This is a genomic window from Kocuria kalidii, from assembly GCF_044462225.1.
Classification (GTDB): domain Bacteria; phylum Actinomycetota; class Actinomycetes; order Actinomycetales; family Micrococcaceae; genus Kocuria; species Kocuria kalidii.
Genome location: NZ_JBISWJ010000099.1, coordinates 67,866 through 91,990 on the forward strand (window position 1 = coordinate 67,866; position 24,125 = coordinate 91,990).

25 protein-coding genes are annotated in these 24,125 nt (G+C 70.3%); 21 read left to right on the forward strand and 4 right to left on the reverse strand.

From position 1 onward, the window contains the following. Positions 1–101: 101 nt before the first annotated feature. Positions 102–350: a WhiB family transcriptional regulator gene (locus tag ACH9D3_RS14940; RefSeq protein ID WP_017833636.1), complete on the reverse strand. Its 249-nt coding sequence runs from the start codon at positions 348–350 to the stop codon at positions 102–104. Positions 351–635: 285 nt separating this feature from the next. Between ACH9D3_RS14940 and ACH9D3_RS14945 the strand changes: the two genes are divergently transcribed. From ACH9D3_RS14945 to ACH9D3_RS14985, 9 genes are all read left to right on the forward strand, one after another. Further along, on the forward strand, positions 636–1,034 hold the full coding sequence (locus tag ACH9D3_RS14945) for a hypothetical protein (RefSeq protein WP_396411537.1): 399 nt from the start codon (positions 636–638) through the stop codon (positions 1,032–1,034). 149 nt (positions 1,035–1,183) lie between these two features. Continuing rightward, entirely contained in the window at positions 1,184–2,362 is a 1,179-nt protein-coding gene (locus tag ACH9D3_RS14950; protein ID WP_396400226.1) for a glycosyltransferase family 4 protein, read from the forward strand. Positions 2,363–2,465: 103 nt separating this feature from the next. Further along, positions 2,466–3,653: a UDP-galactopyranose mutase gene (glf, locus tag ACH9D3_RS14955; protein ID WP_396400227.1), complete on the forward strand. Its 1,188-nt coding sequence runs from the start codon at positions 2,466–2,468 to the stop codon at positions 3,651–3,653. Further along, positions 3,650–5,653 carry a glycosyltransferase gene (locus ACH9D3_RS14960; protein ID WP_396411538.1) on the forward strand — a complete coding sequence of 668 codons (2,004 nt, stop codon included), beginning with the start codon at positions 3,650–3,652 and terminating at the stop codon, positions 5,651–5,653. Before glf ends, ACH9D3_RS14960 begins: the two co-directional genes overlap by 4 nt. Then, positions 5,653–6,513, forward strand: a complete 861-nt coding sequence (locus tag ACH9D3_RS14965) for an ABC transporter permease (protein WP_396411539.1) — start codon at positions 5,653–5,655, stop codon at positions 6,511–6,513. Before ACH9D3_RS14960 ends, ACH9D3_RS14965 begins: the two co-directional genes overlap by 1 nt. Positions 6,514–6,515: 2 nt before the next feature. After that, complete coding sequence (locus tag ACH9D3_RS14970; protein WP_396411540.1) at positions 6,516–7,280, forward strand: ATP-binding cassette domain-containing protein; 765 nt, start codon at positions 6,516–6,518, stop codon at positions 7,278–7,280. Positions 7,281–7,428: 148 nt separating this feature from the next. Further along, positions 7,429–8,349 carry an ABC transporter permease gene (locus ACH9D3_RS14975; RefSeq protein WP_396400231.1) on the forward strand — a complete coding sequence of 307 codons (921 nt, stop codon included), beginning with the start codon at positions 7,429–7,431 and terminating at the stop codon, positions 8,347–8,349. 2 nt (positions 8,350–8,351) lie between these two features. Then, positions 8,352–9,416, forward strand: coding sequence for a taurine ABC transporter substrate-binding protein (locus ACH9D3_RS14980; RefSeq protein ID WP_396400232.1), 1,065 nt, complete (start codon positions 8,352–8,354; stop codon positions 9,414–9,416). Next, positions 9,413–10,249 carry an ABC transporter ATP-binding protein gene (locus ACH9D3_RS14985; RefSeq protein WP_396400233.1) on the forward strand — a complete coding sequence of 279 codons (837 nt, stop codon included), beginning with the start codon at positions 9,413–9,415 and terminating at the stop codon, positions 10,247–10,249. The genes ACH9D3_RS14980 and ACH9D3_RS14985 overlap by 4 nt, the downstream gene beginning before the upstream one ends. A gap of 28 nt (positions 10,250–10,277) precedes the next feature. On the opposite strand, the gene ACH9D3_RS14990 is transcribed toward ACH9D3_RS14985, so the two are convergent. Beyond that, positions 10,278–12,326, reverse strand: a complete 2,049-nt coding sequence (locus ACH9D3_RS14990) for a DUF6541 family protein (protein ID WP_396411541.1) — start codon at positions 12,324–12,326, stop codon at positions 10,278–10,280. Positions 12,327–12,357: 31 nt separating this feature from the next. Next, the gene (locus ACH9D3_RS14995) at positions 12,358–14,409 is read right to left on the reverse strand and encodes a DUF6541 family protein (RefSeq protein ID WP_396411542.1); all 2,052 of its coding nucleotides are present in this window, start codon (positions 14,407–14,409) and stop codon (positions 12,358–12,360) included. A gap of 132 nt (positions 14,410–14,541) precedes the next feature. Between ACH9D3_RS14995 and ACH9D3_RS15000 the strand changes: the two genes are divergently transcribed. Next, positions 14,542–15,207 carry a glycosyltransferase gene (locus tag ACH9D3_RS15000; RefSeq protein WP_396411543.1) on the forward strand — a complete coding sequence of 222 codons (666 nt, stop codon included), beginning with the start codon at positions 14,542–14,544 and terminating at the stop codon, positions 15,205–15,207. Positions 15,208–15,247: 40 nt separating this feature from the next. After that, positions 15,248–15,664 carry a DUF2304 domain-containing protein gene (locus tag ACH9D3_RS15005; RefSeq protein WP_396400237.1) on the forward strand — a complete coding sequence of 139 codons (417 nt, stop codon included), beginning with the start codon at positions 15,248–15,250 and terminating at the stop codon, positions 15,662–15,664. Positions 15,665–15,680: 16 nt separating this feature from the next. Here ACH9D3_RS15005 and ACH9D3_RS15010 read toward each other — a convergent pair whose 3' ends face one another. Then, a complete protein-coding gene (locus ACH9D3_RS15010) occupies positions 15,681–16,628 on the reverse strand; it encodes a glycerophosphodiester phosphodiesterase (RefSeq protein WP_396411544.1) in 948 nt (315 codons plus the stop codon). Between the two features lie 335 nt (positions 16,629–16,963). Here ACH9D3_RS15010 and ACH9D3_RS15015 point away from each other — a divergent pair, with 335 nt between their 5' ends. From ACH9D3_RS15015 to ACH9D3_RS15060, 10 genes are all read left to right on the forward strand, one after another. Next, a complete protein-coding gene (locus ACH9D3_RS15015; RefSeq protein ID WP_396411545.1) occupies positions 16,964–18,097 on the forward strand; it encodes an ATPase, T2SS/T4P/T4SS family in 1,134 nt (377 codons plus the stop codon). After that, positions 17,997–19,409, forward strand: a complete 1,413-nt coding sequence (locus tag ACH9D3_RS15020) for a recombinase family protein (RefSeq protein ID WP_396411546.1) — start codon at positions 17,997–17,999, stop codon at positions 19,407–19,409. Before ACH9D3_RS15015 ends, ACH9D3_RS15020 begins: the two co-directional genes overlap by 101 nt. Before the next feature lie 320 nt (positions 19,410–19,729). Next, positions 19,730–19,900, forward strand: coding sequence for a helix-turn-helix domain-containing protein (locus ACH9D3_RS15025; RefSeq protein ID WP_396411547.1), 171 nt, complete (start codon positions 19,730–19,732; stop codon positions 19,898–19,900). A gap of 272 nt (positions 19,901–20,172) precedes the next feature. Then, positions 20,173–20,673 carry a hypothetical protein gene (locus tag ACH9D3_RS15030; protein WP_396411548.1) on the forward strand — a complete coding sequence of 167 codons (501 nt, stop codon included), beginning with the start codon at positions 20,173–20,175 and terminating at the stop codon, positions 20,671–20,673. Next, entirely contained in the window at positions 20,670–20,885 is a 216-nt protein-coding gene (locus ACH9D3_RS15035) for a hypothetical protein (RefSeq protein ID WP_396411549.1), read from the forward strand. The genes ACH9D3_RS15030 and ACH9D3_RS15035 overlap by 4 nt, the downstream gene beginning before the upstream one ends. Then, on the forward strand, positions 20,882–21,670 hold the full coding sequence (locus ACH9D3_RS15040) for a helix-turn-helix domain-containing protein (RefSeq protein WP_396411550.1): 789 nt from the start codon (positions 20,882–20,884) through the stop codon (positions 21,668–21,670). Before ACH9D3_RS15035 ends, ACH9D3_RS15040 begins: the two co-directional genes overlap by 4 nt. Before the next feature lie 101 nt (positions 21,671–21,771). Then, the gene (locus tag ACH9D3_RS15045; protein ID WP_396411551.1) at positions 21,772–21,936 is read left to right on the forward strand and encodes a hypothetical protein; all 165 of its coding nucleotides are present in this window, start codon (positions 21,772–21,774) and stop codon (positions 21,934–21,936) included. A 251-nt stretch (positions 21,937–22,187) separates the two neighbouring features. Beyond that, entirely contained in the window at positions 22,188–22,460 is a 273-nt protein-coding gene (locus tag ACH9D3_RS15050; protein ID WP_396411552.1) for a hypothetical protein, read from the forward strand. Between the two features lie 174 nt (positions 22,461–22,634). Then, positions 22,635–22,847 (forward strand): hypothetical protein, encoded by a 213-nt coding sequence (locus tag ACH9D3_RS15055; protein ID WP_396411553.1) that lies wholly within the window; start codon positions 22,635–22,637, stop codon positions 22,845–22,847. Positions 22,848–22,874: 27 nt separating this feature from the next. Next, positions 22,875–23,882, forward strand: coding sequence for a hypothetical protein (locus ACH9D3_RS15060; RefSeq protein WP_396411554.1), 1,008 nt, complete (start codon positions 22,875–22,877; stop codon positions 23,880–23,882). Positions 23,883–24,125 lie beyond the last annotated feature (243 nt).

Below are 24,125 nucleotides of genomic sequence, written 5' to 3' on the forward strand. Positions count from 1 at the left end.
GCGGCCCGCCCCGCACCGCCGGTCCGTCGCGAGCCGGACCCGGGAAGCACCGAGGACCGGGACCCCCGTGGGGTTCCCGGTCCTCGGCGCGAGCGGAACGCTCAGGAGGCGCGGCGGGCCCGTGCGGCGCGGCGCTTGAGGGCGCGGCGCTCGTCCTCGCTCATCCCGCCCCAGACCCCCGCGTCCTGACCGGACTCGAGGGCCCACTGGAGGCACGTGTCCATCACCGGGCAGCTGCGGCACACGGCCTTGGCCTCCTCGATCTGGAGGAGAGCAGGTCCGGTGTTGCCCACGGGGAAGAACAGCTCGGGATCCTTCTCCAGGCATGCTGCGCGGCTACGCCAATCCATGGTCAGCGATCGCTCCTTTCAAGGACGGGTCCCGAGCACAGGGCAGGGGGATCCTGCGGAGGTGGTGTCCGGGACAAGAGAAAAGGCCCATTCGCACGGGCCTTGTGAAGAACTGTCGTCCACCTTCCCATGCCGCAGGGGTGTGGACAAGGGTTTTGGGGTCCGGGTCACACCGCGCCCGGTGAGGCGTTGCTCACAGCGGGCCGGGCACGGTCGCCGCCGGACTAGGGTGGCGGGGAGCGCGTCAGCCCGCGCCCGACGCCCGGCCGGAAGGAGACCGCCGCCATGCCCACCCCCTCCCGGGACCCCCGGCCGCGCGCGGTCGCCGTCCTCACGGCCGTGGTGCTGCTCGAGGCGCTGGTCCTGGCCGGCGCCGCGCTGCGGCTGGTCTGGACGCTCCTGTTCGAGGAGCCCCTGACCGTGGGCGGAACGGTCTTCCTCGCGGCGGTGTCCTTCGGGGGCGGTCTGTGGCTGCTGCACGTCGGCCGGGGCCTGTGGCGCGGCTTCCGGTGGCCCCGCGCCGCCGCGCTCGTGGTCCAGCTCTTCCTCCTGGTCGTCGCCTTCCCGCTGCTCCGGTCGGAGCAGTGGGCGGCCGGGCTGGTGCCGACCGTGCCGGCCGTGGTCGTCCTCGTCCTGCTGTTCCGCCCGGACGTGCTCGCCTGGACGAGCCGCACCGTCCGCTAGGCCCCCGCCGCCGTTCCCGGGCCCGCCGGGGCGCGCCCGCTCCGCGCCGGCCGACCCGGACCAGTACAGTTGGACCGCCTGCGCCCGGCGCCGTCGTGCCCGGGCACCGTCCCGTCCTCCCCGTCGAGCAGCTCCGAACAGGTGGTCCCGTGACTCCCCGTCGCATCGTCATCGTCAGCCGCATCTTCGCCCCCGAGCCGGCCGCGGCGTCCTTCCGCCTGCGTGCGCTGGCCCGCGGCCTGACGGAGGCGGGGGCGGAGGTCACGGTCCTCACCACCCGCCCACCGGCCGGGTCCCCGATCGAGCCGGAGCCCTACCGGGTGCGCCGGTGGCCCGTGCTGCGCGACCGGTACGACTACGTGCGGGGCATCGTCCAGTACCTCAGCTTCGACGTCCCCGTGCTCTTCCGGCTGCTCGCCACCCGTGCCGACCTCGTGGTCAGCGAACCGCCCCCCACCACGGGCATGGCCGTGCTCGCGTCCTCGGTGCTGCGGGGCCGGCCCTACGTCTGGTACGCGCCGGACATCTGGACGACCGCCGCCGAGAAGATGGAGGTCTCCCCGCTGGTCACGTGGGCCATGCGCACCATGGAGACCCTCGCGGCCCGGCGGGCCGCGGGCGTGCTCACCGTGTCCGAGGCGATGGGCCGGGAGCTGCAGTCCGTCACCGGCGTGGCGTGGGGAAAGGTGCTCGTGGCGGAGAACGGCATCGACACCGACGTCTTCCGCCCCGACGGTCCCGTGGCCGATCCCGGCGCGCCCTACTTCGTCTACGCGGGATCGATGTCCGAGTGGCAGGGCGCCGACGTCTTCGTCCGCGCCATGCCCCGGGTCCTCGCGGCCCACCCCGACGCACAGCTGCGCTTCTTCGGCCGCGGCTCGGACATCGACCGGGTCGAGGAGATCGCCGACCGCCTCGCGCCGGAGAACGTGCTCTTCGAGGGGCTGCGCCCCGCGGCCGAGACCGCCGAGTGGACCCGGGGCGCCGTCGCCGCCCTGGGCGCCGTGCTCCCGGGCATCGGCTACGACTTCACCAAGCCCACCAAGATCTACGCGGCCGCGGCGTGCGGGACGCCCGTCGTCTACGCCGGGGCCGGGGTCGCCGCCGAACTCGTGGAGGACGAGGGGCTGGGAACGGCCGTCGACCACGACGCCGACGCGGTGGCCGAGGCCATGATCGCCGCCCTCGACCGGCGGCTGGACCCGGCACTGGCCGAGGACGAGGACCGGGAACGCCGCCGGCGCGCCGCGTGGGCCGCCGAGAACGCCTCCCTGGGGGCCTCCGGGCGCCTCGCCGCCGAGTGGCTGCTTCAGGGCTTTCCCGACTGATCAGGTACTTTGGTACGCAGCGCACGCCCGGCGCGCCCGTGCCGCCCCCCACGGGCCGGACGCCGACCGGGCCGACCAGGACACCAACCTCAGGAGTTTGCCCGTGAACGCAGATCTCGTCGTCGTAGGGTCCGGCCTCTTCGGGCTGACCGTGGCCGAGAGGGCCGCCAACGAGCTGGACCTCAATGTGGCCATCATCGACCGTCGCTCCCACATCGGGGGCAACGCCTACACGGAGAACGAGGAGCAGACCGGGATCGAGGTGCACCGCTACGGCGCCCACCTGTTCCACACCTCGAACGAGCGGGTGTGGGACTACGTCAACCGGTTCACCGACTTCACGGACTACGTGCACCGCGTCTACACGCGGCACCACGACGAGGTCTTCCCCATGCCGATCAACCTCGGCACGATCAACCAGTTCTTCCGGGCGGCGCTCTCGCCGGCCGAGGCGCGGGCACTGATCCAGGAGCAGGCCGGGGAGCTGGCCGGGACGGACCCGCAGAACCTCAACGACAAGGGCATCCAGCTCATCGGCCGCCCGCTCTACGAGGCGTTCATCAAGCACTACACGGGCAAGCAGTGGCAGACGGACCCCAAGGACCTGCCCGCCTCGATCATCAACCGGCTCCCCGTCCGCTACACCTACGACAACCGGTACTTCAACGACAAGTACGAGGGGCTGCCGGTCGACGGCTACACCGCGTGGCTCGAGCGCATGGCGGACCACCCGCGGATCGACGTCCGCCTGGACACCGACTTCTTCGACGACGGCCACGACTACTCCCGCTCCGCCGTCTCCGGACAGGTGCCGGTCGTCTACACGGGACCCGTGGACCGCTACTTCGACTACGCCGAGGGCGACCTGTCGTGGCGCACCATCGACCTGGAGCAGGAGGTCCTGCCGGTCGAGGACTTCCAGGGCGCCCCGGTGATGAACTACCCGGACCCCGAGGTGCCCTTCACCCGGATCCTGGAGTTCCGCCACTTCTACCCGCAGCGCGACTACACCACGGACGCCACGGTGATCATGCGCGAGTTCTCCCGCTTCGCGGAGAAGGGCGACGAGCCGTACTACCCGGTCAACACCGCGGTGGACCGCGACAAGCTGCTCAAGTACCGCGATCTCGCCCGCGGCGAGGACAACGTCCTCTTCGGGGGGCGCCTCGGCACCTACAAGTACCTGGACATGCACATGGCCATCGGCGCCGCGCTGTCCATGGTCGACAACAAGCTCAAGCCCCACTTCACCGGCGGGGCCACCATCGAGAGCGGGGGAGTGGACGCGTGACCGCGACGACCCAGGACACCGACCGGACCGGCACCCGGAGCACCGCCCACCGGGTGCTGCAGGAGCTCGTCTTCCCGACGGCCGACCGGTCGCCCACCCAGCCGCTGTACCTGGACTCCCGGGCGGACACCGGCAGCTCCGTCCAGCAGGAGGACGCGAAGGAGCAGCGGCCCCAGATCGTGGTGAACGTGGGCTCCGAGGCCGTGAGCACCAACGGCGTGGCCATCACGGGCCGCACGTCCGTGCGCGTGCAGGCCCGCCGCACCGTGTCCTTCGCCACGTACTTCAACGCGTTCCCGGCCAGCTACTGGCGGCACAACACGCACCTGCGCGAGGTCGTGCTGCAGGTGCGCACCACGGGCCGCGGCACGGTCAACGTGCACAGCTCCAACGCGCGCGGCGAGTCCGTGCCCGTCTCCGTGCACGGCGTCTCCGGCGCCGAGCGGCTGACCGAGGTCCTGCTGCCCCTGAAGGCCTTCGCCGACGGCGGGTGGTACTGGTTCGACGTGGCCGCCGGGGACCAGGAGGTCGAGGTGCTGGGCGCCCAGTGGCTGGGCGACGGCGCGGGCACCACGGAGGGCTCCGTCACCCTCCAGATCACCACCATGAACAAGCCCTCCTACTGCCTCACCAACGCCCGCCTCCTGGACGAGCAGCGGGACAACCTCCCGCAGGTCGCGCAGGTCGTGATCGTGGACCAGGGCAACCAGAAGGTCGTGGACGAGCCGGGCTTCGACGAGGTCCGGGCACGCTTCGGGGACCGTCTGCGCGTCATCGACCAGGCCAACCTGGGCGGGGCCGGCGGCTTCGCCCGCGGCATGTACGAGGCCGTCCGCGCGGACAGCACCTACGTGCTGCTGATGGACGACGACGTCGAGATCGAGCCGGAGGCCGTGCGGCGGATCAGCGTGTTCGCCGACTTCTGCAAGCGGCCCACTCTGGTCGGCGGGCACATGATCGACCTGCTGAACCCGACGAAGATCCACAACTTCGGCGAGGAGATGGACCCGTACAGCTTCCAGTACGGTCCCGCGGGGGAGGGCGTGGAGATCGGCCACGACTTCCGGCGCAGCAACCTGCGCAGCACGTCCTGGATGCACCGCCGCATCGAGGTGGACTACAACGCGTGGTGGATGTGCCTGATCCCCACGCAGGTCGTCCGCGAGATCGGCCTGGCGCTCCCCGTGTTCATCAAGTGGGACGACGTCGAGTACGGCATCCGCGCGAAGGCGGCCGGCTACCGGACCGTGTCCCTGCCCGGTGTGGCCGTCTGGCACCTCGCCTGGGCGGACAAGGACGACACCATCAGCTGGCAGGCGTACTTCCACAAGCGCAACCAGCTCGTGGCGGCGCTGCTGCACTCCCCGTTCGACCGCGGGGGCGAGGTGCTCGGGCGCAACGGGGTCAAGGACCTGCGGCACCTGCTGTCCATGCAGTACTTCGCGGAGGAGGCCCGGGTCCTGGCCCTGCGCGACGTCCTGGACGGTCCCGAGGCCCTGCACGAGCTGCTGCCCCAGCGCATCCGCGACGTCCGCCGGATGATGACCCGGCACTCCGACGCCGTCTACCAGCCGGACCTGGACGCGTACCCGACGGTCGCGCCGTCGAAGCCGGTCCGCACGCGGCGCCTCTCCGCCCCGCACGGTCTGAAGGTGCTCACCTCCGCCACGACCGCCGTGGTGCGCCACCTCGCAGTGCGCCCCCCGGAACGGGCCGAGCAGCACCCGCAGGTGCACCTGCCCTACCAGGACGCGCGGTGGTGGCGGCTCGCCCGCTACGACAGCGCCCTGGTCTCCGCCTCGGACGGCACCGGCTACACCTGGTACAAGCGTTCGCCCCGTGAGGCCCGCGCCCTGATGGCGGAGTCCCTGCGGCTGCACGCCCAGCTGGCCCTGCGCTGGCCGGAGCTCTCCCGCCGCTACCGCGCCGCACTGCAGGACGTCACCTCCATGGAGGCGTGGGAGGCGACCTTCCGCGAGCACTCGGAGATCGGCGCCTGATGCCCGCGGCCACGGTCGTCCGGAGACCGTCCCCCGGCACGGGGCTCCCGGCGGTGTTCCGTCAGCGCTACCTGCTGAAGCTGCTCGTCGACAAGGAGCTGCAGATCCGCTACCGGGGCACGGTCCTCGGGCTCCTGTGGTCCTACGTCAAGCCGGGGATCCAGTTCGTGGTCTTCTACGTGGCGCTCGGCATCTTCCTCGGCCTGGAGCGGGGGATGGAGAACTACGCCGTCTACCTGTTCTCGGGGATCATCCTCATCAACTTCTTCTCGGAGTCCTTCGGCAACGCCGCACGGTCGATCGTGGCCAACGCCAGCCTGATCAAGAAGATCTACCTGCCCCGCCAGATGTTCCCGGTGGCCTCGGTGTGGGTGGCCGGCGTCCACCTGCTGCCGCAGCTGGCGGTCATGCTCCTGGCCGCCCTGATCGTCGGCTGGTCGCCCACGTGGCTCTCCCTGCTGGCGGTCCCGGGCGCCCTCCTGATCGTGGGTCTGCTGGGCGCCGGCCTGGGCATGCTCTTCGGCGCCGCCAACGTGTTCTTCCGCGACGCCGAGAACTTCGTGGACCTGATCGTCATGGTCAGCACGTGGTCCGCCCCGGTGCTCTACGCGTGGACCATGGTCCGCGACGTGCTCGGCCCGGTCTGGTTCGCGGGGTTCATGCTCAACCCCCTGACCGTAGCCGTGGAGCTCTCCCACGCGGCGTTCTGGCTGCCCACCACCACCCCCGGCGCCCACGAGGTCCCGCCCCACCTGTTCTCGCTGTGGACACCGGTGGCGCTGCTCGTGGTCACGGTGATCATGCTCCTGGGCGACCTGACGTTCCGTCGCCTCGAGGGCCGATTCGCGCAGGAGCTGTGACGATGACATCCGACCGGAGCACCGGCCCCGGCGAGCCCGCCGTGCTCGCCCGCCACCTCGCCAAGGAGTTCTCCCTCCGGCACGCCCGCTCGCTCAAGGAGACGGCGATGTGGCTGGCCCGGGGGCGGCGCCAGGACATCTCCAACCGGTTCCGCGCCCTGGAGGACCTCAGCATCAGCATCCAGCCGGGGGAGAGCGTCGCCCTCGTGGGGCTCAACGGCTCGGGGAAGTCCACGTTCCTCAAGCTGGTCTCCGGCGTGATGAGCCCCGACGGGGGCTCGCTCGCGGTCAACGGGCGCGTGGCGGGACTGATCGAGGTGGGAGCCGGCTTCCACCCCGACCTCACCGGCCGGGACAACGTGTACCTCAACGGCGCGATCCTCGGCATGACGAAGGAGGAGATCGACCGGAAGTTCGACCGGATCGTCGCCTTCTCCGAGATCGAGCAGTTCATCGACACCGAGGTGAAGTTCTACTCCTCCGGCATGTACCTGCGCCTGGCGTTCGCCGTGGCGGTGTTCACCGACCCGGACATCTTCATCATCGACGAGATCCTCTCCGTGGGCGACGAGCCGTTCCAGCGCAAGAGCCTGGGACGGGTCAAGGAGCTCTCCGCCGAGGGCAAGACCCTCCTGGTGGTCAGCCACGACTTCGACGTGGTCCGGAAGGTCTGCGACCGCGGGGTGTGGATCGAGCACGGCCGGGTGCGCAGCGACGGACCCATCGACCGGGTCATCGACGAGTTCCGCGCCGCCGCCGCCGGCTAGGCGAGCGGGCCCGGCAGCACGGCACGTCCGGCGGGTCCTCCCCTAGACTGGCCTGCAGTGCACGACTTCTGTACCGGAGCGCGGAGCGCGACGTGCCGGCCACGTCCCGCCCCGCACCCGGACGACGCCACCGAGACGGGGAGCTCGCATGACCGAGGACGTCACGGACCGGGAGGCACCACCGCCGGGAACGGAGCCGCTGGGCCCCGCTGCTTCGCGCGACTCGTCCCGGGCGGCGGCGGGCGCCCGCCGCGCCGCCCGCCGCCGGAAGGGCCGGCACCGGACCCTCCAGGCGGGCGTGCTGGTCGTCGTCGTGGCGCTGTGGTGGCTGATCACCGCGCTGCAGCTGGTCCCGGTCCTCTACCTGCCGTCCCCCGGGGCGGTGCTCAACGCCTTCGTGCAGGCGAACTCGTGCCGGCCGGTCGCCGAGGGCCTGTCCCGCACCGTGTGCGGCGAGTACAACTACTACCTGTGGGAGCACCTGCTCGCCTCGCTGCAGCGGATCGTGGTCGGCGTGGGCGGGGCCGTGGTCGTCGGACTCGCCGTGGGCTTCCTGATGGGCTCGTCCCGCTGGCTGCAGACCGCGTTCGAGCCGTACCTGAACTTCCTGCGCGCCCTGCCCCCGCTCGGCTACATCGGCCTGCTGATCGTGTGGCTGGGCATCGGCGACACGTCGAAGTACGTCCTGCTGTTCCTCGCGGCCTTCCCGCCGATCGTGATCGCCACGATCCACGGCGTCGGCGGGGTCCCCGCGGACCGGATCAACGCCGCGCTGTCCCTGGGCGCCTCCAGGGTGCAGACCGTGCGGCACGTCGTCCTGCCGTCCTCGCTGCCCAGCATCCTCTCCGGCATCCGCCTGTCCGTGGGCTTCGCCTGGACCACGGTGGTGGCCGCCGAGCTCAACAACGGCATCCCGGGGATCGGCGGCCTGGCCTACCTCTCCGGCACCCAGCTCAACACCCCGCTCACCATCGCCTGCATCATCACCATCGGGATCGTGGCGGTGGCGCTCGACACGCTCATCGTGTGGATCGGCCGCCTCCTGGTCCCCTGGCAAGGAAAGGCCTGACCATGCCCGTCACCTGGAAGCACACCCTCGCCCTCGCCGGCGTGCTCGGCGCCGTCGGCGCCACGACCGGCTGCGTCGAGTCCGGCCGCACGGCCAATCCGGACGCCGAGGTCGCCGTCGCGGACTGTCCCGTCGAGCCGGACCCGGGGATCACCACCACGGCGCGGATCGCCTGGCAGGCCATCCCCAACGCGGACCTGGCGGTCAAGGACATGCAGATGCTCGAGACGTGCATGCCCAACGCCGACATCAGCTGGTCCAAGTTCGACTCGGGCGCGGACGTGGTCCAGGCCTTCGGCGCCGGCTCCGTGGACCTCGGGCTGGTCGGCTCCAGCCCGGCGGTGACGGCCGTCTCCCCGCCCCTGGACATCGACCTGCGTGTCGTGTGGCTCCACGACGTCATCGGCGCCGCCGAGTCCCTGGTGGTGCAGGACCCCGCCGTCGACTCGGTCGACGGGCTCGCGGGGCGGACCGTGGCGGTGCCCTTCGGGTCCACCGCCCACTACTCGCTGCAGTCCGCGCTGCGGGAGGCGGGCGTCGACCGGGAGGTCGAGCTCATCAACCTGGCCCCGGACAACATGATCGCCGCCTGGGACCGGGGGGAGATCGACGCCGCCTGGGTCTGGGACCCCACGCTCACGGAGCTGAAGGACTCGGGCGAGGTCCTCCTCACCAGCGAGGAGACCGCGGAGGCCGGACACCCGACCTTCGACATGGAGGCCGCGACGTCGGAGTTCGTGGCCGAGAACCCGGAGTTCATGACCATGTGGACCACCCTCCAGAACGAGGCCGTCCAGCGCCTGGCCGAGGGCGACGCCGAGACGGTCGAGTCCCTGGCCGTGCAGCTCGGCCTCTCGCCGGACGTCGTGCGCACCCAGATCGAGGGGTACGTCTACCCGGACGCCGCCGCCCAGCAGGAGGAGTACTTCAGCGGAGCGCTCGGGGGCGTCCTGGCGGACACGGCAGGCTTCCTCGTGGACGTCGGCCAGATCGACACCGCGGCACCCGCGGAGACCTACCGGCAGATGCCGTACCCGGACGCGATCGAGGAGGTCGCAGCCCGATGAGCCCGTCGGGGGAGGGAGCGACGACCGGGTCCGCCGCCGCGGGGACCCACGGCGGGACGCCCACCCGGGACCTCGTCCTCGACGGCATCGCCCACCACTACGTGGCCGACTCCGGCGACGTCGTGCACGCGGTCTCGGAGACGACGCTGCGCATCCCGGGCGGGCAGTTCGTCGGCGTCGTCGGCCCCTCCGGCTGCGGCAAGACCACCCTCCTCAAGGTGCTGGCCGGTTTCCTGGCCCCGACGCAGGGCGAGGCCCGCTACGGGGACGAGGTCATCACCGGCCCGTCCCACGACCGCGGCGTGGTGTTCCAGCAGCCCAACCTCTACCCCTGGCTGTCGATCCGCAGGAACGTGGAGCTCGGCCCGAAGTTCCGCGGCGTGCCGAAGCCGCAGCGGGAGTCCCGCTCCGCCGAGCTCCTCGAGATGGTGGGGCTGTCCCGGTTCGGGGCTGCGAAGCCCTACGAGCTGTCCGGGGGCATGCAGCAGCGCGCGCAGATCGCGCGCGTGCTCGCCAACGAGTCGGAGGTGGTCCTCATGGACGAGCCGTTCGGCGCGGTCGACGCCATCACGCGCGAACGGTTGCAGGCGGACCTGCTGGGGATCCAGCGGCGGCGGCGCCAGACCGTCTTCTTCATCACGCACAGCGTCGAGGAGGCGGTGTTCCTGGGCGACCGCGTGCTCGTCATGAGCCCGCGGCCGGGCCGGATCGTCCTCGACGAGACCGTGGACCTCGCCTCGGTGTACGGGCCCGACGTGGGGGCCGAGATGAAGTCGACGCCGGAGTTCATCGCGCTCCGGGACCGCGTGGCGGCCGCCATCCAGGTGTCCTGACCGCGGGACCGGGGACCGGCCCGCACGCTCAGCAGGCCGTGACCTCCCACAGCTCGGCGTCGCCCTCCGAGGCCACCAGCTCGAAGGAGGTCTCCGGGGTCTCGCCCAGGGTGTCGATGGGCACGTACGGCCGCGCCCCCGGGGGGTCGGGCTCCAGGTACTGCCGGCCGAAGTCCAGGACGTAGTCGATGCCCTCGGACCGCGCCGTCCGGCAGGCCCGGGCGGGCTCGTCGGCGGTCAGGCCCGCCACGACCTCGGGCATCCGGGCGCGCTCCGGTCCGCCGATGTGGTACTGGGTCACCCGGCTCCCGGCCACCGCGTACGCCAGCGAGCCCCCGTTCCACGGGTTCACCAGGATCAGGTCGTCCTCGTCGGTCAGCCGCGGCAGCCGCTCGAGCAGGTCCCGCTCGTCCTCGGTGAGGATCCCGTCCGGCGTGTCCCAGCTGAAGCGCGCCCGGGTGTCCAGCAGGGTGTCGCGCATCGTGCGCACCTGGGTGAGCGGGACCGATGCGGCGACCAGGAGCACCGCCGTGCCGCCCGCGACCAGCCGCCGGACGCGGAGGGTGCGCCGCTCCGGGGCGAGGGCGGCCACGGCACCGCGCCGGAGCAGATCGGTGAGGGCGGTCGCACCCAGGGCGATCAGCGGGACGGCCACGACCGGGAGGCTGGCGGCCAGCCGGAAGGAGTCCTGGTACCACGAGCCCACAGCCCACTCCCGCCACGGGCCGGTGGGCGCGGAGGCCGCCACCACGTACAGGGACACGACCAGGAGCTGGGCGACCCCCAGCCAGCGCAGCTCGCGCCGCGCGAGCGTGGCGCCGACCCCGAGGACGGTGAGGAGCACCAGGAACCAGGGGACGTCCTGGCGGCCGTTCGTGGCGTAGAGGAGGGCCTCCCCGTAGGCGGCGGCGGGCGTGGTGTGCGCGAAGCGGATGAAGTCGTTCCCCAGGCTGTCCCACAGGTACGTCCACACGGCCGCCGACAGGGGCAGCAGCAGCACGACCAGCGCCGTCCTGCCGCCCTGCCGCGACGCGACCGCCCGCCGGAGCGCCCCCCACCAGGCCGTCAGGACCATGGGGACCAGCAGCACGAGCAGCAGCGTCCCGACGTTCGGGTGGGCCAGCATCGCCCCGCCCGTGACCACCAGCCAGCACAGGCCCAGGTGGACCAGCCGGGCGGGCGGGCGGCGGGCCCGGCCGGCCCGGGAGTCGGCGTCCAGTCCGAGCAGGGTCGCCAGGTGGGCCAGGGCCACCGGGGCCACGCTCAGTCCCAGCAGGTTCGGCAGCAGGGGGCCGAACTCGAGGACGGAGAACGGGAGGACGGCGAAACCGGCCGAGGCGACACCGGCCACGACCAGGGCCACGGGGGAGGGGCCCACCAGGGTGCGGGTGAGGAACAGGCACGACGCCGGCCACACCAGCGCCGCCACGACGAACAGCACCACGTTACCGGCGACCATCGGGCTCTGCTCCGCCAGGGGGTACGCGAGGCCCGCGAGCCCGTGCCAGACGGCGGGATAGATCGCCACGGCCTTCTCGGGATCGACCATCCGGCCGAGTGTCAGCGACGAGGCGGAGGCGGTGTCCACGACGTAGCGGACGGCGTTGAGGTGGAAGACGTTGTCGTAGCGCTGGGCGAACCGCCCGGGCTCCTGCACCACGAACAGCAGGCGGCGCACGAGCAGGGCGGCCCCGAGCAGCAGGCCCAGCACCACGGCCCCCCGGTACACCGTCACGGGGGGCAGCCCGAACATCCCGGTCCGGTCCGCGGCGGCGGCCGCGGCGCCGGGGCGCGTCCCGCCCGCCGGGCCGCGCGCCCGCCGGGACAGGAGCCCGACGACGCCGGCGAGCGCCCACAGCGCGAGGGTGAGGACGCCGAGGGTGAGCAGGGAGAACCCGACGTCCAGCAGGTCGAGCACGATCCCGGCCGTGCCGATGACCGCCAGGCCGTAGGCCGGGGCCGCGAGGGGGAACAGCGGCCTGACGTCGCGCAGCACGAGCTGGAGGGCGAGCCCGGGCGCCCAGAGCAGCACGACGACGAGCACCAGGGCCGGGACGTGCGGCATCCAGTCGCTCACCGGGAGCCCTTCCACGGGGTGCGGCGCGCGGTCAGGGGGTCTCGCAGCCGACGATCTCGTACAGGGCGGCCTCACCGTTGCGCTCGACGAGGACGAGATTGGACGTGTCCTCGAGGTCGTCGACCGAGTTCAGGGCGGTGTAGCCGAGCGCGCGCTTCTCGTCCGGGATGATGAACTGGGAGCCGAAGTCCAGCACGTAGTCGACACCCAGCTCCGCGACCGCCGTGCAGGCCGCGCTGCCCGGCGCGGCGTCGTCGACGCCCGCGACGAGGTCCTCCAGGACGGGTCCGGGGGTGCCGATGTGGTACTGCGTCACCGGCCGGTCCGCCACGGCGTAGGCGAGGGACCCCCCGTTCCAGGGGTTCACCGCGATCAGGTCCCCGGCGTCGGTCAGCTCGTCGAGGTCCTGCAGCAGCTCGTACTCGTCCTGGGACAGCAGGTTGTCGGGTCCTTCCCAGTCGTAGTGCCCCTTCGCCTCGCTGGTCGTCCCGGTGAGGGCGGCCACCTGCGACAGGGGCGCCACCAGCGCCAGCAGCACGACGGCCGCGACGGGGTAGGCGGCGGCGCCGACGCCCTGCCGGCGCGTGCCGGCACTCGTGCGGGCCGTCCAGACGGCAGCCGCCCGCACGAGGTGGGCGGCACCCAGCGCGATGAGGGGGACGCCGGTCAGGGGCAGGGTGGCCGCGAGGCGGTAGGAGTCCGTGTACCAGCCCGCGGTCAGCCACTGCCGCCAGGGTCCGTCCTCGCCGGCGGCGGCCGTGGCGTACAGGTACACGAACAAGAGGTGCGCGAGCACGAGCCAGCGCAGCTGCCGGCGGCTGAACGCCGCGTACACCCCGGTGGCGGTCAATACCACGAGCACCCACGGCACGTCCACCCGGCCGTCGGTGCCGTAGAACAGCCCCTCGCCCAAAGCCTGGGCGAAGGTGCCGCCGGGCGCCCACCAGAACTCGGTGGTCAGCGTGCTCCAGAGCAGCAGCCACAGGACGGCCGCGCCGACGGCGACGGCGACCAGCCGTCCCGCCCGGGCACGGCGACCCGTGCTCAGCGAGCTGCGCAGGCTCCGGGCGAAGGCCGTGACCAGCAGGGGAACGGCCACCACGAGCAGTGCCAGCACCGTGTTGGGCTGGGAGACGAGCAGCGCCCCGAGGGCCACGACGAAGCAGGCGAGCAGTCGCACGAGGCGCATCCCCCGGAGCGGGGCGTCGACGGGGTTCCCGGTCAGCGCCGGACCGAACGGCCGCACCATGAGCCCCAGCGCCACCGGCAGCACAGCCAGTCCCAGGATGTTGGGGAACAGCGGGCCGAACGTCATGAGGCCGAACGGGAACAGGCCGAATCCCGCGCTCGCGATGCCGGCGACGGCGGCCGCCACGGGCGACGGGCCGACCAGGACCCGGACCAGGTAGACGCACGACGCGGGCCAGACCAGGCCCGCCACGGCGAGCAGGGTGAGGTTCTGCGCCACCATGACGTTCTCGCCGGTGAGCGGCACCACGAGCGATGCCAGCTGGTGCCAGGCGGCCGGGTACAGCGCGATCGCCCGATCGGGCTCCATCATCCGGTTCAGGGTGAGGGTGGACCCGGAGCCGGTCTCGAAGATCCAGCGGACGGCGTTGAGGTGGAAGATGTTGTCCCACCGCTGGGCGAGGGCCTCCGGGCCGCCGATCACGGACATCATCCGGCGGAGCAGGAAGGTGCCGCCGACGACCAGTCCGGCCGCGGCACCGAGCGGGAACAGCCACGGCCGCCGGTCGACGTGCTCCAGCTCCGCGTCGTCACGGGCGTCCTCCGCGGACCGTGCGCCCTGTCCCGGGGGCCCGGTGCGGCCGGGGCCGGGCAGCAGGCGCCCCACCACCCACGCCAGGACCGCGAGCACCGCCGCGGCACCCGCCTGGGACGCCAGGCCGTACCGGATCCCGAGCAGGTCGAGCAGTACGCCCGAGAGGCCGACGACGGCCACGCTGAAGGCCGGTGCGGCGAGGAGCGTCCGGCCGGAACGCTCGCCGAAGGCCCACAGCAGCGCCAGCCCGGGCAGCCAGAGCACCGCCAGCAGGACCAGGAACGCCGGCAGGTACGGCATCCACGCCGTCAGCATGGCGGTCCGGCGTCGGTCGACTCGCGTGCAGGCACGATCTCGTCCTCGGGGCTCGGAGAAGGGGACGCCCCGAGTATAGGAGCTGGGCGTCGCCGCGCCCTGTGCAAGAATGTTCCGGTGAGTCGCGTCTGGATCGTCATGCCCGTGTTCAACGAGGCGGCAGTCGTGGGAGAGGTGCTGGCAGAGCTCCGGAAGACCTTCCCGCACGTCGTCTGCGTCGACGACGGCTCCTCCGACGACTCCGCCCGCATCTGCGCCGGGGCCGGCGCGGTCGTCGTCCAGCACCCCATCAACCTGGGGCAGGGCGCGGCGCTGCAGACTGGCTTCGAGTACGCCCTGCAGGACCCCGGGATGGACTGCGTGGTGACGTTCGACTCGGACGGCCAGCACCGCGTCGTCGACGCCTGGGACATGGTCGGTCGGATCCGGTCGGGGGAGGCGGAGGTCGTGCTCGGCTCGCGGTTCCTCGACCGGCGGACCAAGGTGTCCGCGCTCAAGCGGCTCGTGCTGCGCACGGCCGCGTACTTCTCGAGACTGTCCACCGGCATGGACCTCTCCGACGCCCACAACGGCCTGCGCGCCATCGACCGGGGCACGCTCGCGCAGATCCGGCTGACCCAGAACCGGATGGCCCACGCGTCCGAGATCGTCAACCAGCTCGCCGACATCCGGCCGCGCTGGGTCGAGCACCCGGTCGAGATCATCTACACGGACTACTCGAAGTCCAAGGGGCAGTCGCTGCTCAACGGCGTGAACATCCTCGCCGAACTGTTCGTCAAGTAGTCCGCACCCGGTCCGCACCACCGAAGGAGAGAGCCGCCCGATGATCTACGCCGTGCAGATCCTGCTGGTCCTGGCCGTGGCCTACGGTGCGCTCGCGCTGATCCGCGGCGGCGCCAACGCCAAGCACCAGGCGATCCGCCGGGTGCTTGGCCTGGCGTTCTTCGTCTTCGCGGCCCTGTCCATCTTCTTCCCCAACCTGCTCACGGAGGTCGCCCAGTTCCTGGGGATCGGCCGCGGCACGGACCTGGTGCTGTACGGGTTCGTGGTGATCTTCATGATCACCCAGGCCACCTCGGCGCTGCGCAACCGGCAGCAGGAGGTCAATGTGACCCGGCTGGCCCGGCACATCGCCGTCGCCGAGGCGGAGCGGCCGTGGGCGCCGGCTCCCGCCGACGCCGAGCCGGTCCCGGAGCGTCCCTTCGCGGAGACCTCGCCCGCCGAGCGTCCCGCCGACTGACCGGCCCCGGAACGGGTCAGGTCCCGCGGACCAGCCGGGAGAGCAGGTCCGGCCGGTCGGTCATGACGCCGTCCACGCCCCAGGCCAGCAGGCGGCGCATGTCCTCCTCCCGGTCGATCGTCCACACGTCCACCCGGAGACCGGCCTGCTGGGCGCTGCGCACGAGCTCGGGCGTGAGGATCCGCAGCCCCAGGAGGGTGTCGGGCGGCTGCAGCCCCTGGAACGGCAGGGCGTGGTGCCCGTGCCGGCCCAGGAGGCACAGGAGCCGGAAGGCCGCGAACTCCGTCACGGCGGCCGCGGTGGGGACCGTCCCGCCCGAGACCTGGCGGAACCGCCGGATCGAGGCCGTACGGTTCGTCGCGACGAGCGTGCGCCCCTCGGCGCCGGCCGCCCGGATGGTCCGCCAGACGATCGCCTCGGCGTCGGGGCGGTTGCCCTTCAGCTCGATCGCCACGCGACGGTCGGGGAACGCCTCGTAGACCTCTGCGAGCGTGGGGACGTGCACACCGCGCCCGCGCCAGGGAAAGGTCTCGCCGTCGCGCGTGAACGCGTGCCCCGCGTCCAGGTGCCGCAGGTCCGCGGTGGACAGCAGGGCGACGGCTCCCGTCCCGTCCGTGGTGCGGTCCACCGTGAGGTCGTGCATGAGCACGGCCGTGCCGTCGGCGGAGGCCTGCACGTCGAGCTCCAGCACGACGTCGCCGAGCGCCTCGGCGGCCCGGAACGCCTCGAGGGTGTTCTCGGGCGCGACCTCGGCGCCGCCCCGGTGGGCGAAGGTGGCCGGCCAGCCGGTGGGCACGGTCGCCCTCGGGCCCGGTGCCGGATCGTGCACGAGGCGGCCGAGGACCGCGCCGGCCGCGCCGGCGAGCTGGTTCCCGGCGAACGGCACGGACGCGCGCAGCAGCGCCCGGGTCCGTGCGGTGACAGCGGGGCGCGCGGCGTCCTGCGCGGCGGTCGAGTGGGTCACGGGGGGTCCTTCGGTCGGTGGCAGCAGCCGCAGCACGGGCAGTGCCGTGGCGGGACGCCCGGCACGGACCATGGTGGCACGCCGTGACCGTGGCAGGACGTGGACCCGGCCACGCGCCGGACGGAGCCGCGGAGGGATTTCCCATGTGACTGCATGCTGTGACAGATCATGAGTTTCCGGAGGGGAACAACGCCGCAGGTCAACGACGGCTGTCCACAGCGGGCGGGCACGGGGTTGCCGCCGGGACGGCGGACTGGCCTATGTTCCTGTGCATGCGCTCCGGGGGGAACGCTGCCGACGCGGAACCCGCGCCGGGGAACGGCGCAGGGGGACGGATGACGGCACTGCTCGCCGAGGACGCGCTCGGGCTGGTCGAGGCCGAGGTGCGCGAGCTGATCCGGCGCCGGGGCCTGGACCCGGTCCTGGAGCTCGAGCGGACCCGCGAGCTGGTCGACGCCGCGGTGCGCGACTACGACCAGCGATCGGCCCGCGGGGTGCTCCCGGCCCTGGCCGACCTCGACTCCGCCCGCCGGGTCCTGCTGGACCTGGTGGCCGGGTTCGGCCCGCTGCAGCCGCTGCTCGACGACCCGGGGATCGAGGAGATCTGGATCAACGGCCCGGCCGAGGTCTACGCGGCCCGCGGCGGGGAGTCCGCGCTGACGAGCCTGGTCCTGACGGAGCCCCAGATCCGCAACCTGGTCGAGCGGATGCTCAAGTCCTCCGGTCGCCGCCTGGACCTGTCCTCCCCGTTCGTGGACGCGGCGCTGCCCGACGGGTCCAGGCTGCACGTGGTGATACCGGACGTGACGCGCAAGCACTGGGCGGTGAACATCCGCAAGTTCGTCGCCCGGGCCCGGCGTCTGGACGACCTCGTGGAGCTGGGATCGCTGCCGCCGCGAGCGGCGCGGTTCCTCGACGCCGCCGTGGCCAGTGGCCTGAACATCCTGGTCTCCGGAGCCACGCAGGCCGGCAAGACGACCTTGCTCAACTGTCTGTGCGCCTCGATCGGCCCACGGGAGCGGGTGGTGACGGTCGAGGAGATCTTCGAGCTGCAGGTGCCCCTGCGCGACGTCGTGGGCATGCAGTGCCGCCAGTCCAATCTCGAGGGCACGGGCGAGATCCCTCTGCGGCGGCTCGTGAAGGAGGCGCTGCGGATGCGCCCGGACCGGCTCGTGGTGGGAGAGGTCCGGGAGGCCGAGAGCCTGGACATGCTCATCGCGCTCAACAGCGGGCTCCCGGGAATGTGCAGCCTGCACGCGAACTCCGCCCGGGACGCCGTCACCAAGATCTGCACCCTGCCCCTGCTGGCGGGAGCGAACATCAGCTCCCATCCGTTTGTCAATGCACAGCGGCAGCTAGGATGGGTCCATGCCCGTCGATTGCGTGATCTACGCCCGTATCTCCCAGGACTCCGAGCAGCAAGGGCTAGGCGTTGCCCGGCAGATGGAGGACGGGCGGCAGCTCGCTAAGCAACTCGGTTGGAACGTGGTGGGGGAGTACATCGAGAACGACACGTCCGCGTTCAGTGGGAAGCCTAGACCCCAGTACCTCGCAATGCTCGCCCGGCTCGACCGTGGCGGGATCGGCGGCGTCATCGCATGGCACCAGGACAGGTTGCACCGTTCACCGAAAGAGCTAGAGCGGTACATCGACGTTTGTGAGGCCCGGGGCGTGACGACTCACACCGTCCAGGCTGGGGAGATTGACCTCAGCACCCCGTCCGGTAGGGCTGTGGCCCGGACCCTGGGTGCGTGGGCGCGGTACGAATCCGAGCACAAGTCCGAGCGAGTGCGTCGGAAAATGCTCGAGCTGGCACAGCACGGCAAACGCCCGGGTGGGCCTATCCCGTTCGGGTACGCGCTCGAGGACGGCAAGCCGGTGGTCGTTGAGAAACATGCGGAGGAGGTCCGGAAGGCTTATGCGGCTGTCCTCGCGGGCCGGTCCATCGGCAGCATCGTGAAGGATTTGAACGTCCGTGGGATCAAGACCGGCAGGGGAGGAGAGTGGACCTCGACCAGCGTCCGCAACTTGATTCTGAGGCCGGCGAATGCGGGACTGACGAAGTATCAGGGCGCTGTGATGGAGGGAGTCACCAGCATTTTTCCGCCCATCGTGTCTGAACACATTTGGAGGGCGGCTGTAGGGGTCGTGAGTGACCCGTCACGGCGTCAGCACCGTGAGGATGCTGTGCGGCACCTCCTGTCCGGTCTCGTGTGCTGTGGCGGCTGTGGGGAGCCAATGAGGATCACGGCCCGCGCGAAATCGCAGCGCGGCGACTCAGGCAGGTTCTTGTACGTGTGCCGGAGGAAGGGGCCGGGGCCACATGTGGCGCAGCGAGCGGACCCGCTTGAGGAGTACGTGAGCGAAGTCGTCGCCGGTTACCTCGAGCTTGATGCAGTTGCGGAGGGGCTGGCGCGGCGTGATGCCCCGGAGACGGACACGGGCGTTCTCAGGGCCGAGGAGAAGGCCATACAGGACCGACTGACGGGTGCGGCAGATATGTTCGCGGCGGGGACCATCACGGGTGGACAGCTCGAGACGATTACGGCGACGACCAGGGGGAGACTCGCGGAGGTTCAGGAGCAGCTTGCCCGGGCGCAGGGTGCCGGGAGCCTCGTGGGCATCGCCGGCCCCGGTGCGGCTGGACGGTGGGAAGCAACCGACTTGGAGGGGCGCAGGGCGATCATTGGCTTCCTCGTGACCGTGAGCATCGCCCCGGTGGGGAAGGCGAGGCCCCGAGTCTTCGATCCGTCCCGGGTGTCCTTCGAGTGGAAGATCTAGGCGCTGTGGACGCGCGTACCACTGGAATGGCGCCCAGGGGCAGCGGTCCGCGTACATCGTTCCTTGTCAGAGGGCCTATACACGAACCGAAAGGAAAAAGCCAACATTCAAGCTAAAGGGGTTGTGCCCACGCGCAACATGCCGTAACATTGATCTCGGAAGCAGTATGCCTGTCGGCAGTGACCGGTCCGCAGACTAGCCTCCACCACAACTGAATAGCAGCGCCCCAAGGCCGACACATCCCGTGTCGGCCTTTCGCATTTAAGCCCCGAGCCCCGCCTAAACAGCGGGGCTCGACCTATTTAACGGAGTAACTCACCATGCAGCTTGTCACCGTCGCTAAAGCGGCCGAGGCCCTGGACCTCTCCACACGAACCCTTCAGAACATGTGCTCAGACGGACGACTGACGGCATACCGGCTATCCGGTGGGCGGTCCGTTCGCGTCGACCTCGACGAGCTCATGTCTCTGTTCGGAGTCAACGACCAGTGAGCCGATACGCGGAGCACGTCGCCGCAGTCCTCGCCACGGCACCACGGCCAACGGCAGAGGCCCTCGACGTCATTCACGCCAATCTCGCAAAAGCAAGCGGCCCCGGTGCTTCATCCGCCAAGACGCGCACCAGGACCGCTCATAGAAATGGATAGGTACTCCATCATGATTGACGACCATAAGGCCGCACCCTCGATTCTACCCGGCGATGCCGGCGTGTGGCATAAGGGCGACCGCCGCCGCTGGGTCGAGCATCGAAGGGCGGTCGTAGCATGAGCACCCACGCCAGCTTCGTCGCTGAGATGACTTCGACCCACGGCCCCGAATGGTTAGCCCGGTGGGAGAGCGCTACTGCGGGTGTTGTCCGCGAAGCTGTCCAGGTACGTGAAGACGCCGAGCAGCAGGCCCTCCAAGCCGAGTACAGCCAATGGATGCAGGAGAACGCGCAGGGCGTCCCGGTCACCCCGCAGGAGCCCGCACAGCCGCTTACAGCTCCGCCAGTGGAAGGCGACGACTTCGCGGCCGCAGCAGCCGCAGCACTCGACCGGATCAAAGGCGGCAAGGGCGACATGCTGTTCGGCATCTCCGAGAACCTGCAACCAATCCCGGCATCGGCGTACAAGGCCCGGCAGGATGCTTTAAAGCGGTCCAGGGCTTCGTCGTACATGGGAGGTCCCGTGGACCACGCGGGGCGCGTCCTCGTCCCCTACGACGGCCCCAACGCCTGGCACCTCGACCACCGCAACCCGTTGAACCGGAGGAACACCCCATGAGCCGCAAGCACCGGAGTAGCAGGGTCGGCAGGACCATCACCACGCCCGAGGTTCCCCTCCGGCTCTTGGCTGAGCACGCCGGCATGAGCGCCACCGAAGTGGCCGACGCGCTCGAGGACCTCATGGATCGCGGCTACGTCACGGCCCTGTCCATGAACCCGTGCCATGACGCCATTGCGTGGGCGGTCCACACTCCGGGCGGTGACGCATGAGCGACGGCACGAAGGTCTGGTTCGACTTCTTCAACGCCTACACCCGTGCGCCGAAGGAACTACTACCCCACGCCAGCAGGACCATCCTGGGCAGCTTGCTCTCCTTCGCCAACGGCCCGGACCGGCCCCCGGTGCTCGGCAACGCACGTCCCGGCGTGGACAGGCTCGTGACCCTCCTCGGCATGAGCGAGTCCACCGTCCGCAAGGCGCTGTCCGACCTCCGCCATACCGGTTGGATCACGTCGACAAGTGGTGCGCGTGGTGGCACCCACTACGCAACCACGTACCAGCTACAAGTGCCCACCGAAGTGCGGGTGTTCCTAGACCATCGCGATGCTGAGATGAAGGCGCGTCGTGACACCAGATCCGATGATGAAACCCATACCCCTCCGAAAAGTCCGAGCCCAGGGGTCCGGGAACCTGGAGGGGAGGGGTCCGAAAAGTCGGACCCTACCTACTCATTACCTACTCATGTACCTACTCAAGCGTTTCACGGGCAAAACTGCGTTTTGACCCCGCGAGAAGTCGTAGGGGAGCAGAACTGGAAGAAACTCCTCGACAACGTACAAGCGCTAGCAGCGGATCAGTGGAGCGCCGAAGCGGGGGACAACCTAGAAGAGACACTGCGGGAAGCGACCTACGAAGAAATAGCTGACTGGCAAGTCAACTATTTTCACACGCCGCCGCAAGCAGCAGTGGACCGGAGACTCGCCGGGAAATGGCTAAACACTCTCTTCAACACTGCACGGTCCGAAGGGTTCGACTACGCACCAGTGCCCGCCTAAGAGGCTAAAAGACCCAGACCTCATATCCTCACCATCGAAGGCCCATAAACGCTCTCAGCGGCGCCTATGGGCCTTCCCCATGCCCAAAAGAGAGACCCCGCATGAACTCCGAACTGAATCAGACACTTGTGGCCATGAGCATCACCCTTGCCAGCATTAGCACCCGCTTGGATCGAATCGAAGAACGCCTCGACAGCGCGCACCAACACCTGGATGAACTGATCCTCGAAACCCGCCGCCCTTGGAACTCGAAGTGGGCCGCGTGATCATCATCAGCCCAATTGCAGAACTGGCATTCAATGTCCTCGCCGCAGTAGCAGACCTACTTAGCTGAAAGGCAAAACCAATGACCACAAGAGTCAAGCCCTACACCTGGCACAACGGCGCCCAGGAAACCCCCGGTGCCCAGATCCGCCATTCCGGACGAGCGCAAGTATTTGTCCCGCTCGAAGAACTCGTCCGAGTCAGCAACGAACTCATCGACATCGTAGAGCAGCACGACCGAAAGGCTAACTAAATGTTCACGACCAGCCCCACCCGATACGACCAGAACGCGCTCCACTCACAGACGATCACGGCTTCCCCCGCGTTCATCAGAAACGACGAGGGAGATCACATCCCCGGCGTGGCCCTGTTCACCCGGGGCAAGGTCGCAATCGTCGTCACCACAGACGCAGCGCAGCGCGTGGCCCTCGAGATAGTCGAAGCCCTTGAGAAGCACAAGACGACGAAGCCGGTGAAGCGCGCCACCAGCACCAACGACGCCTTCGCAGACCTCGCGGACCGGTGACCACATGATCCCGAATCACCAACCATTCGTCGCGGTATTCGCGGACGGCACGACAATCCCCGCCGCAGCGTGGAACCCCAAAGGCCGGGCCATGATCCCAACCCCAGCCGGCGACCTCGTCATGGCCGCACAGCAACCCCGATTCATGCACATCACCGTGAAGGAGAACTAACCGTGGAAATCAGCACCACGTCCACCGACGACCTCAAGCAGCACCTCACCGAAATCGCCGTCGAACAGGGATACCGCCGCAACACCGGAATCCGCGGAGACAACGAATACCTCGCCGCAATGAACGACGAAACGCTCCGCGATCACCAGCTCTACATCGTCCGCGAAATCGCACGCCGCGAAGCCGGCCCCCGCTACTTCGCCACCATCAAGTAACCAAACTTCTCAGAAAGAGGACACACCATGAACGCAGCCATCCGCCACAACGCCCGCACTGGCCTCGCCGCCGACCTCCTGACCACCGCCGTCCCCGGGTGGGCCGACCTCCGCGACACCGCCGAAAGGCTCAAGTCCGAGATCATCCGTCGTCAGGGGGACCAGGCCCCGACCCTCGACGAGCGCCGCAACATTGGTGACGCCCTGCTCGCCGCGAAGACCCCGGCAGGCATCGAGAAGGCACTCGACCAGGCCCGCGCCGACGCCGCACGCCGGGACAACCTCAGTGGGGACATCGCCAACCTCGCCACCGCCCGGGACCGCGCAGAGGGCGAACTCAACCGGCTCGAGCGTGACAGTGTCCACGAGATCACCGCCGTCGTCCGCGAACGGGTCGAGGAAATCGCTGACGAGATCCGGGCCATGAAGCACCAACCCCTGTCCGCGCAGCACGCAATCGACCTGGACGCCGCCGCAGAGTGGAAGCAGCTCCAGCAGCTCACCGGCGACTGGACCGCCCTCACCGGAACGTGGTCCACGCTGTGCCGCGCCGGCATCGAAGGCCGCGACATCACCGTGCTGTCCAGTGCGGCGTTCACCGGGGACCCCCTGGCGGTGCACCCCTACTTCGTAGGGCGACGAGCACAGGCAGGCCACGCCAACGACCGGCCCCGCGCCGGAAGCTTCCACGAAGCCATGAACCTGTGGAGCCAGGACGCGTCCACCCCAAAGTTCGACACCACGGAACCCCGAGGCGGCGCAATTCCCAAGGGAGCCGACCCCCTCGAATGGCTCGTGTACCTCGTTGACCAGGACGCCGCGACCGTCCACGACCCCGAGCACGCCCTTGCACTGTGGAAGGCAGCAACGGCGGCGACCGACGACATCACGGCTCACAGCGCAGAGTCCCGTGCACTGGCCCGCGCGAAGTACGCCCGCCTCATCGGAGACGACGAGCTGGCCACGGTCGAGGACCTGCGCCCCGTCCTCGAGAACAGCCGGGGACGGAAGCGCCCCGCGTCCGTCTTCGCCTAGCCCCAGCACCAGAACTCCCCAGCCTGGACTCCCCACTGCGCCCCCGTTGCCCGCACCAGGGCGGCGGGGGCGCACCCATGCCCTGCACCACCCAGGGACCTGCACACGCCACAGAAGGGGGGAACAGGGCGACAGGACACCAGCAGGACCACACGCGGCTCTGCTGCTCACCACGAGCAGCAGAGCCGCGCCCGTGCACCACACCACGAGCACCACCAACAGCAGCAGCACCACGAAAGGACA

Bases quoted from the DNA above. Each gene is read 5' to 3' on its own strand.
- ACH9D3_RS14940 (WP_017833636.1), bottom strand. From the start codon at position 350: ATGGATTGGCGTAGCCGCGCAGCATGCCTGGAGAAGGATCCCGAGCTG.
- ACH9D3_RS14945 (WP_396411537.1), top strand. From the start codon at position 636: ATGCCCACCCCCTCCCGGGACCCCCGGCCGCGCGCGGTCGCCGTCCTC.
- ACH9D3_RS14965 (WP_396411539.1), top strand. From the start codon at position 5,653: ATGCCCGCGGCCACGGTCGTCCGGAGACCGTCCCCCGGCACGGGGCTC.
- ACH9D3_RS14970 (WP_396411540.1), top strand. From the start codon at position 6,516: ATGACATCCGACCGGAGCACCGGCCCCGGCGAGCCCGCCGTGCTCGCC.
- ACH9D3_RS14975 (WP_396400231.1), top strand. From the start codon at position 7,429: ATGACCGAGGACGTCACGGACCGGGAGGCACCACCGCCGGGAACGGAG.
- ACH9D3_RS14980 (WP_396400232.1), top strand. From the start codon at position 8,352: ATGCCCGTCACCTGGAAGCACACCCTCGCCCTCGCCGGCGTGCTCGGC.
- ACH9D3_RS14985 (WP_396400233.1), top strand. From the start codon at position 9,413: ATGAGCCCGTCGGGGGAGGGAGCGACGACCGGGTCCGCCGCCGCGGGG.
- ACH9D3_RS14995 (WP_396411542.1), bottom strand. From the start codon at position 14,409: ATGCCGTACCTGCCGGCGTTCCTGGTCCTGCTGGCGGTGCTCTGGCTG.
- ACH9D3_RS15005 (WP_396400237.1), top strand. From the start codon at position 15,248: ATGATCTACGCCGTGCAGATCCTGCTGGTCCTGGCCGTGGCCTACGGT.
- ACH9D3_RS15015 (WP_396411545.1), top strand. From the start codon at position 16,964: ATGACGGCACTGCTCGCCGAGGACGCGCTCGGGCTGGTCGAGGCCGAG.
- ACH9D3_RS15020 (WP_396411546.1), top strand. From the start codon at position 17,997: ATGCCCGTCGATTGCGTGATCTACGCCCGTATCTCCCAGGACTCCGAG.
- ACH9D3_RS15025 (WP_396411547.1), top strand. From the start codon at position 19,730: ATGCAGCTTGTCACCGTCGCTAAAGCGGCCGAGGCCCTGGACCTCTCC.
- ACH9D3_RS15030 (WP_396411548.1), top strand. From the start codon at position 20,173: ATGAGCACCCACGCCAGCTTCGTCGCTGAGATGACTTCGACCCACGGC.
- ACH9D3_RS15035 (WP_396411549.1), top strand. From the start codon at position 20,670: ATGAGCCGCAAGCACCGGAGTAGCAGGGTCGGCAGGACCATCACCACG.
- ACH9D3_RS15040 (WP_396411550.1), top strand. From the start codon at position 20,882: ATGAGCGACGGCACGAAGGTCTGGTTCGACTTCTTCAACGCCTACACC.
- ACH9D3_RS15045 (WP_396411551.1), top strand. From the start codon at position 21,772: ATGAACTCCGAACTGAATCAGACACTTGTGGCCATGAGCATCACCCTT.
- ACH9D3_RS15050 (WP_396411552.1), top strand. From the start codon at position 22,188: ATGTTCACGACCAGCCCCACCCGATACGACCAGAACGCGCTCCACTCA.
- ACH9D3_RS15060 (WP_396411554.1), top strand. From the start codon at position 22,875: ATGAACGCAGCCATCCGCCACAACGCCCGCACTGGCCTCGCCGCCGAC.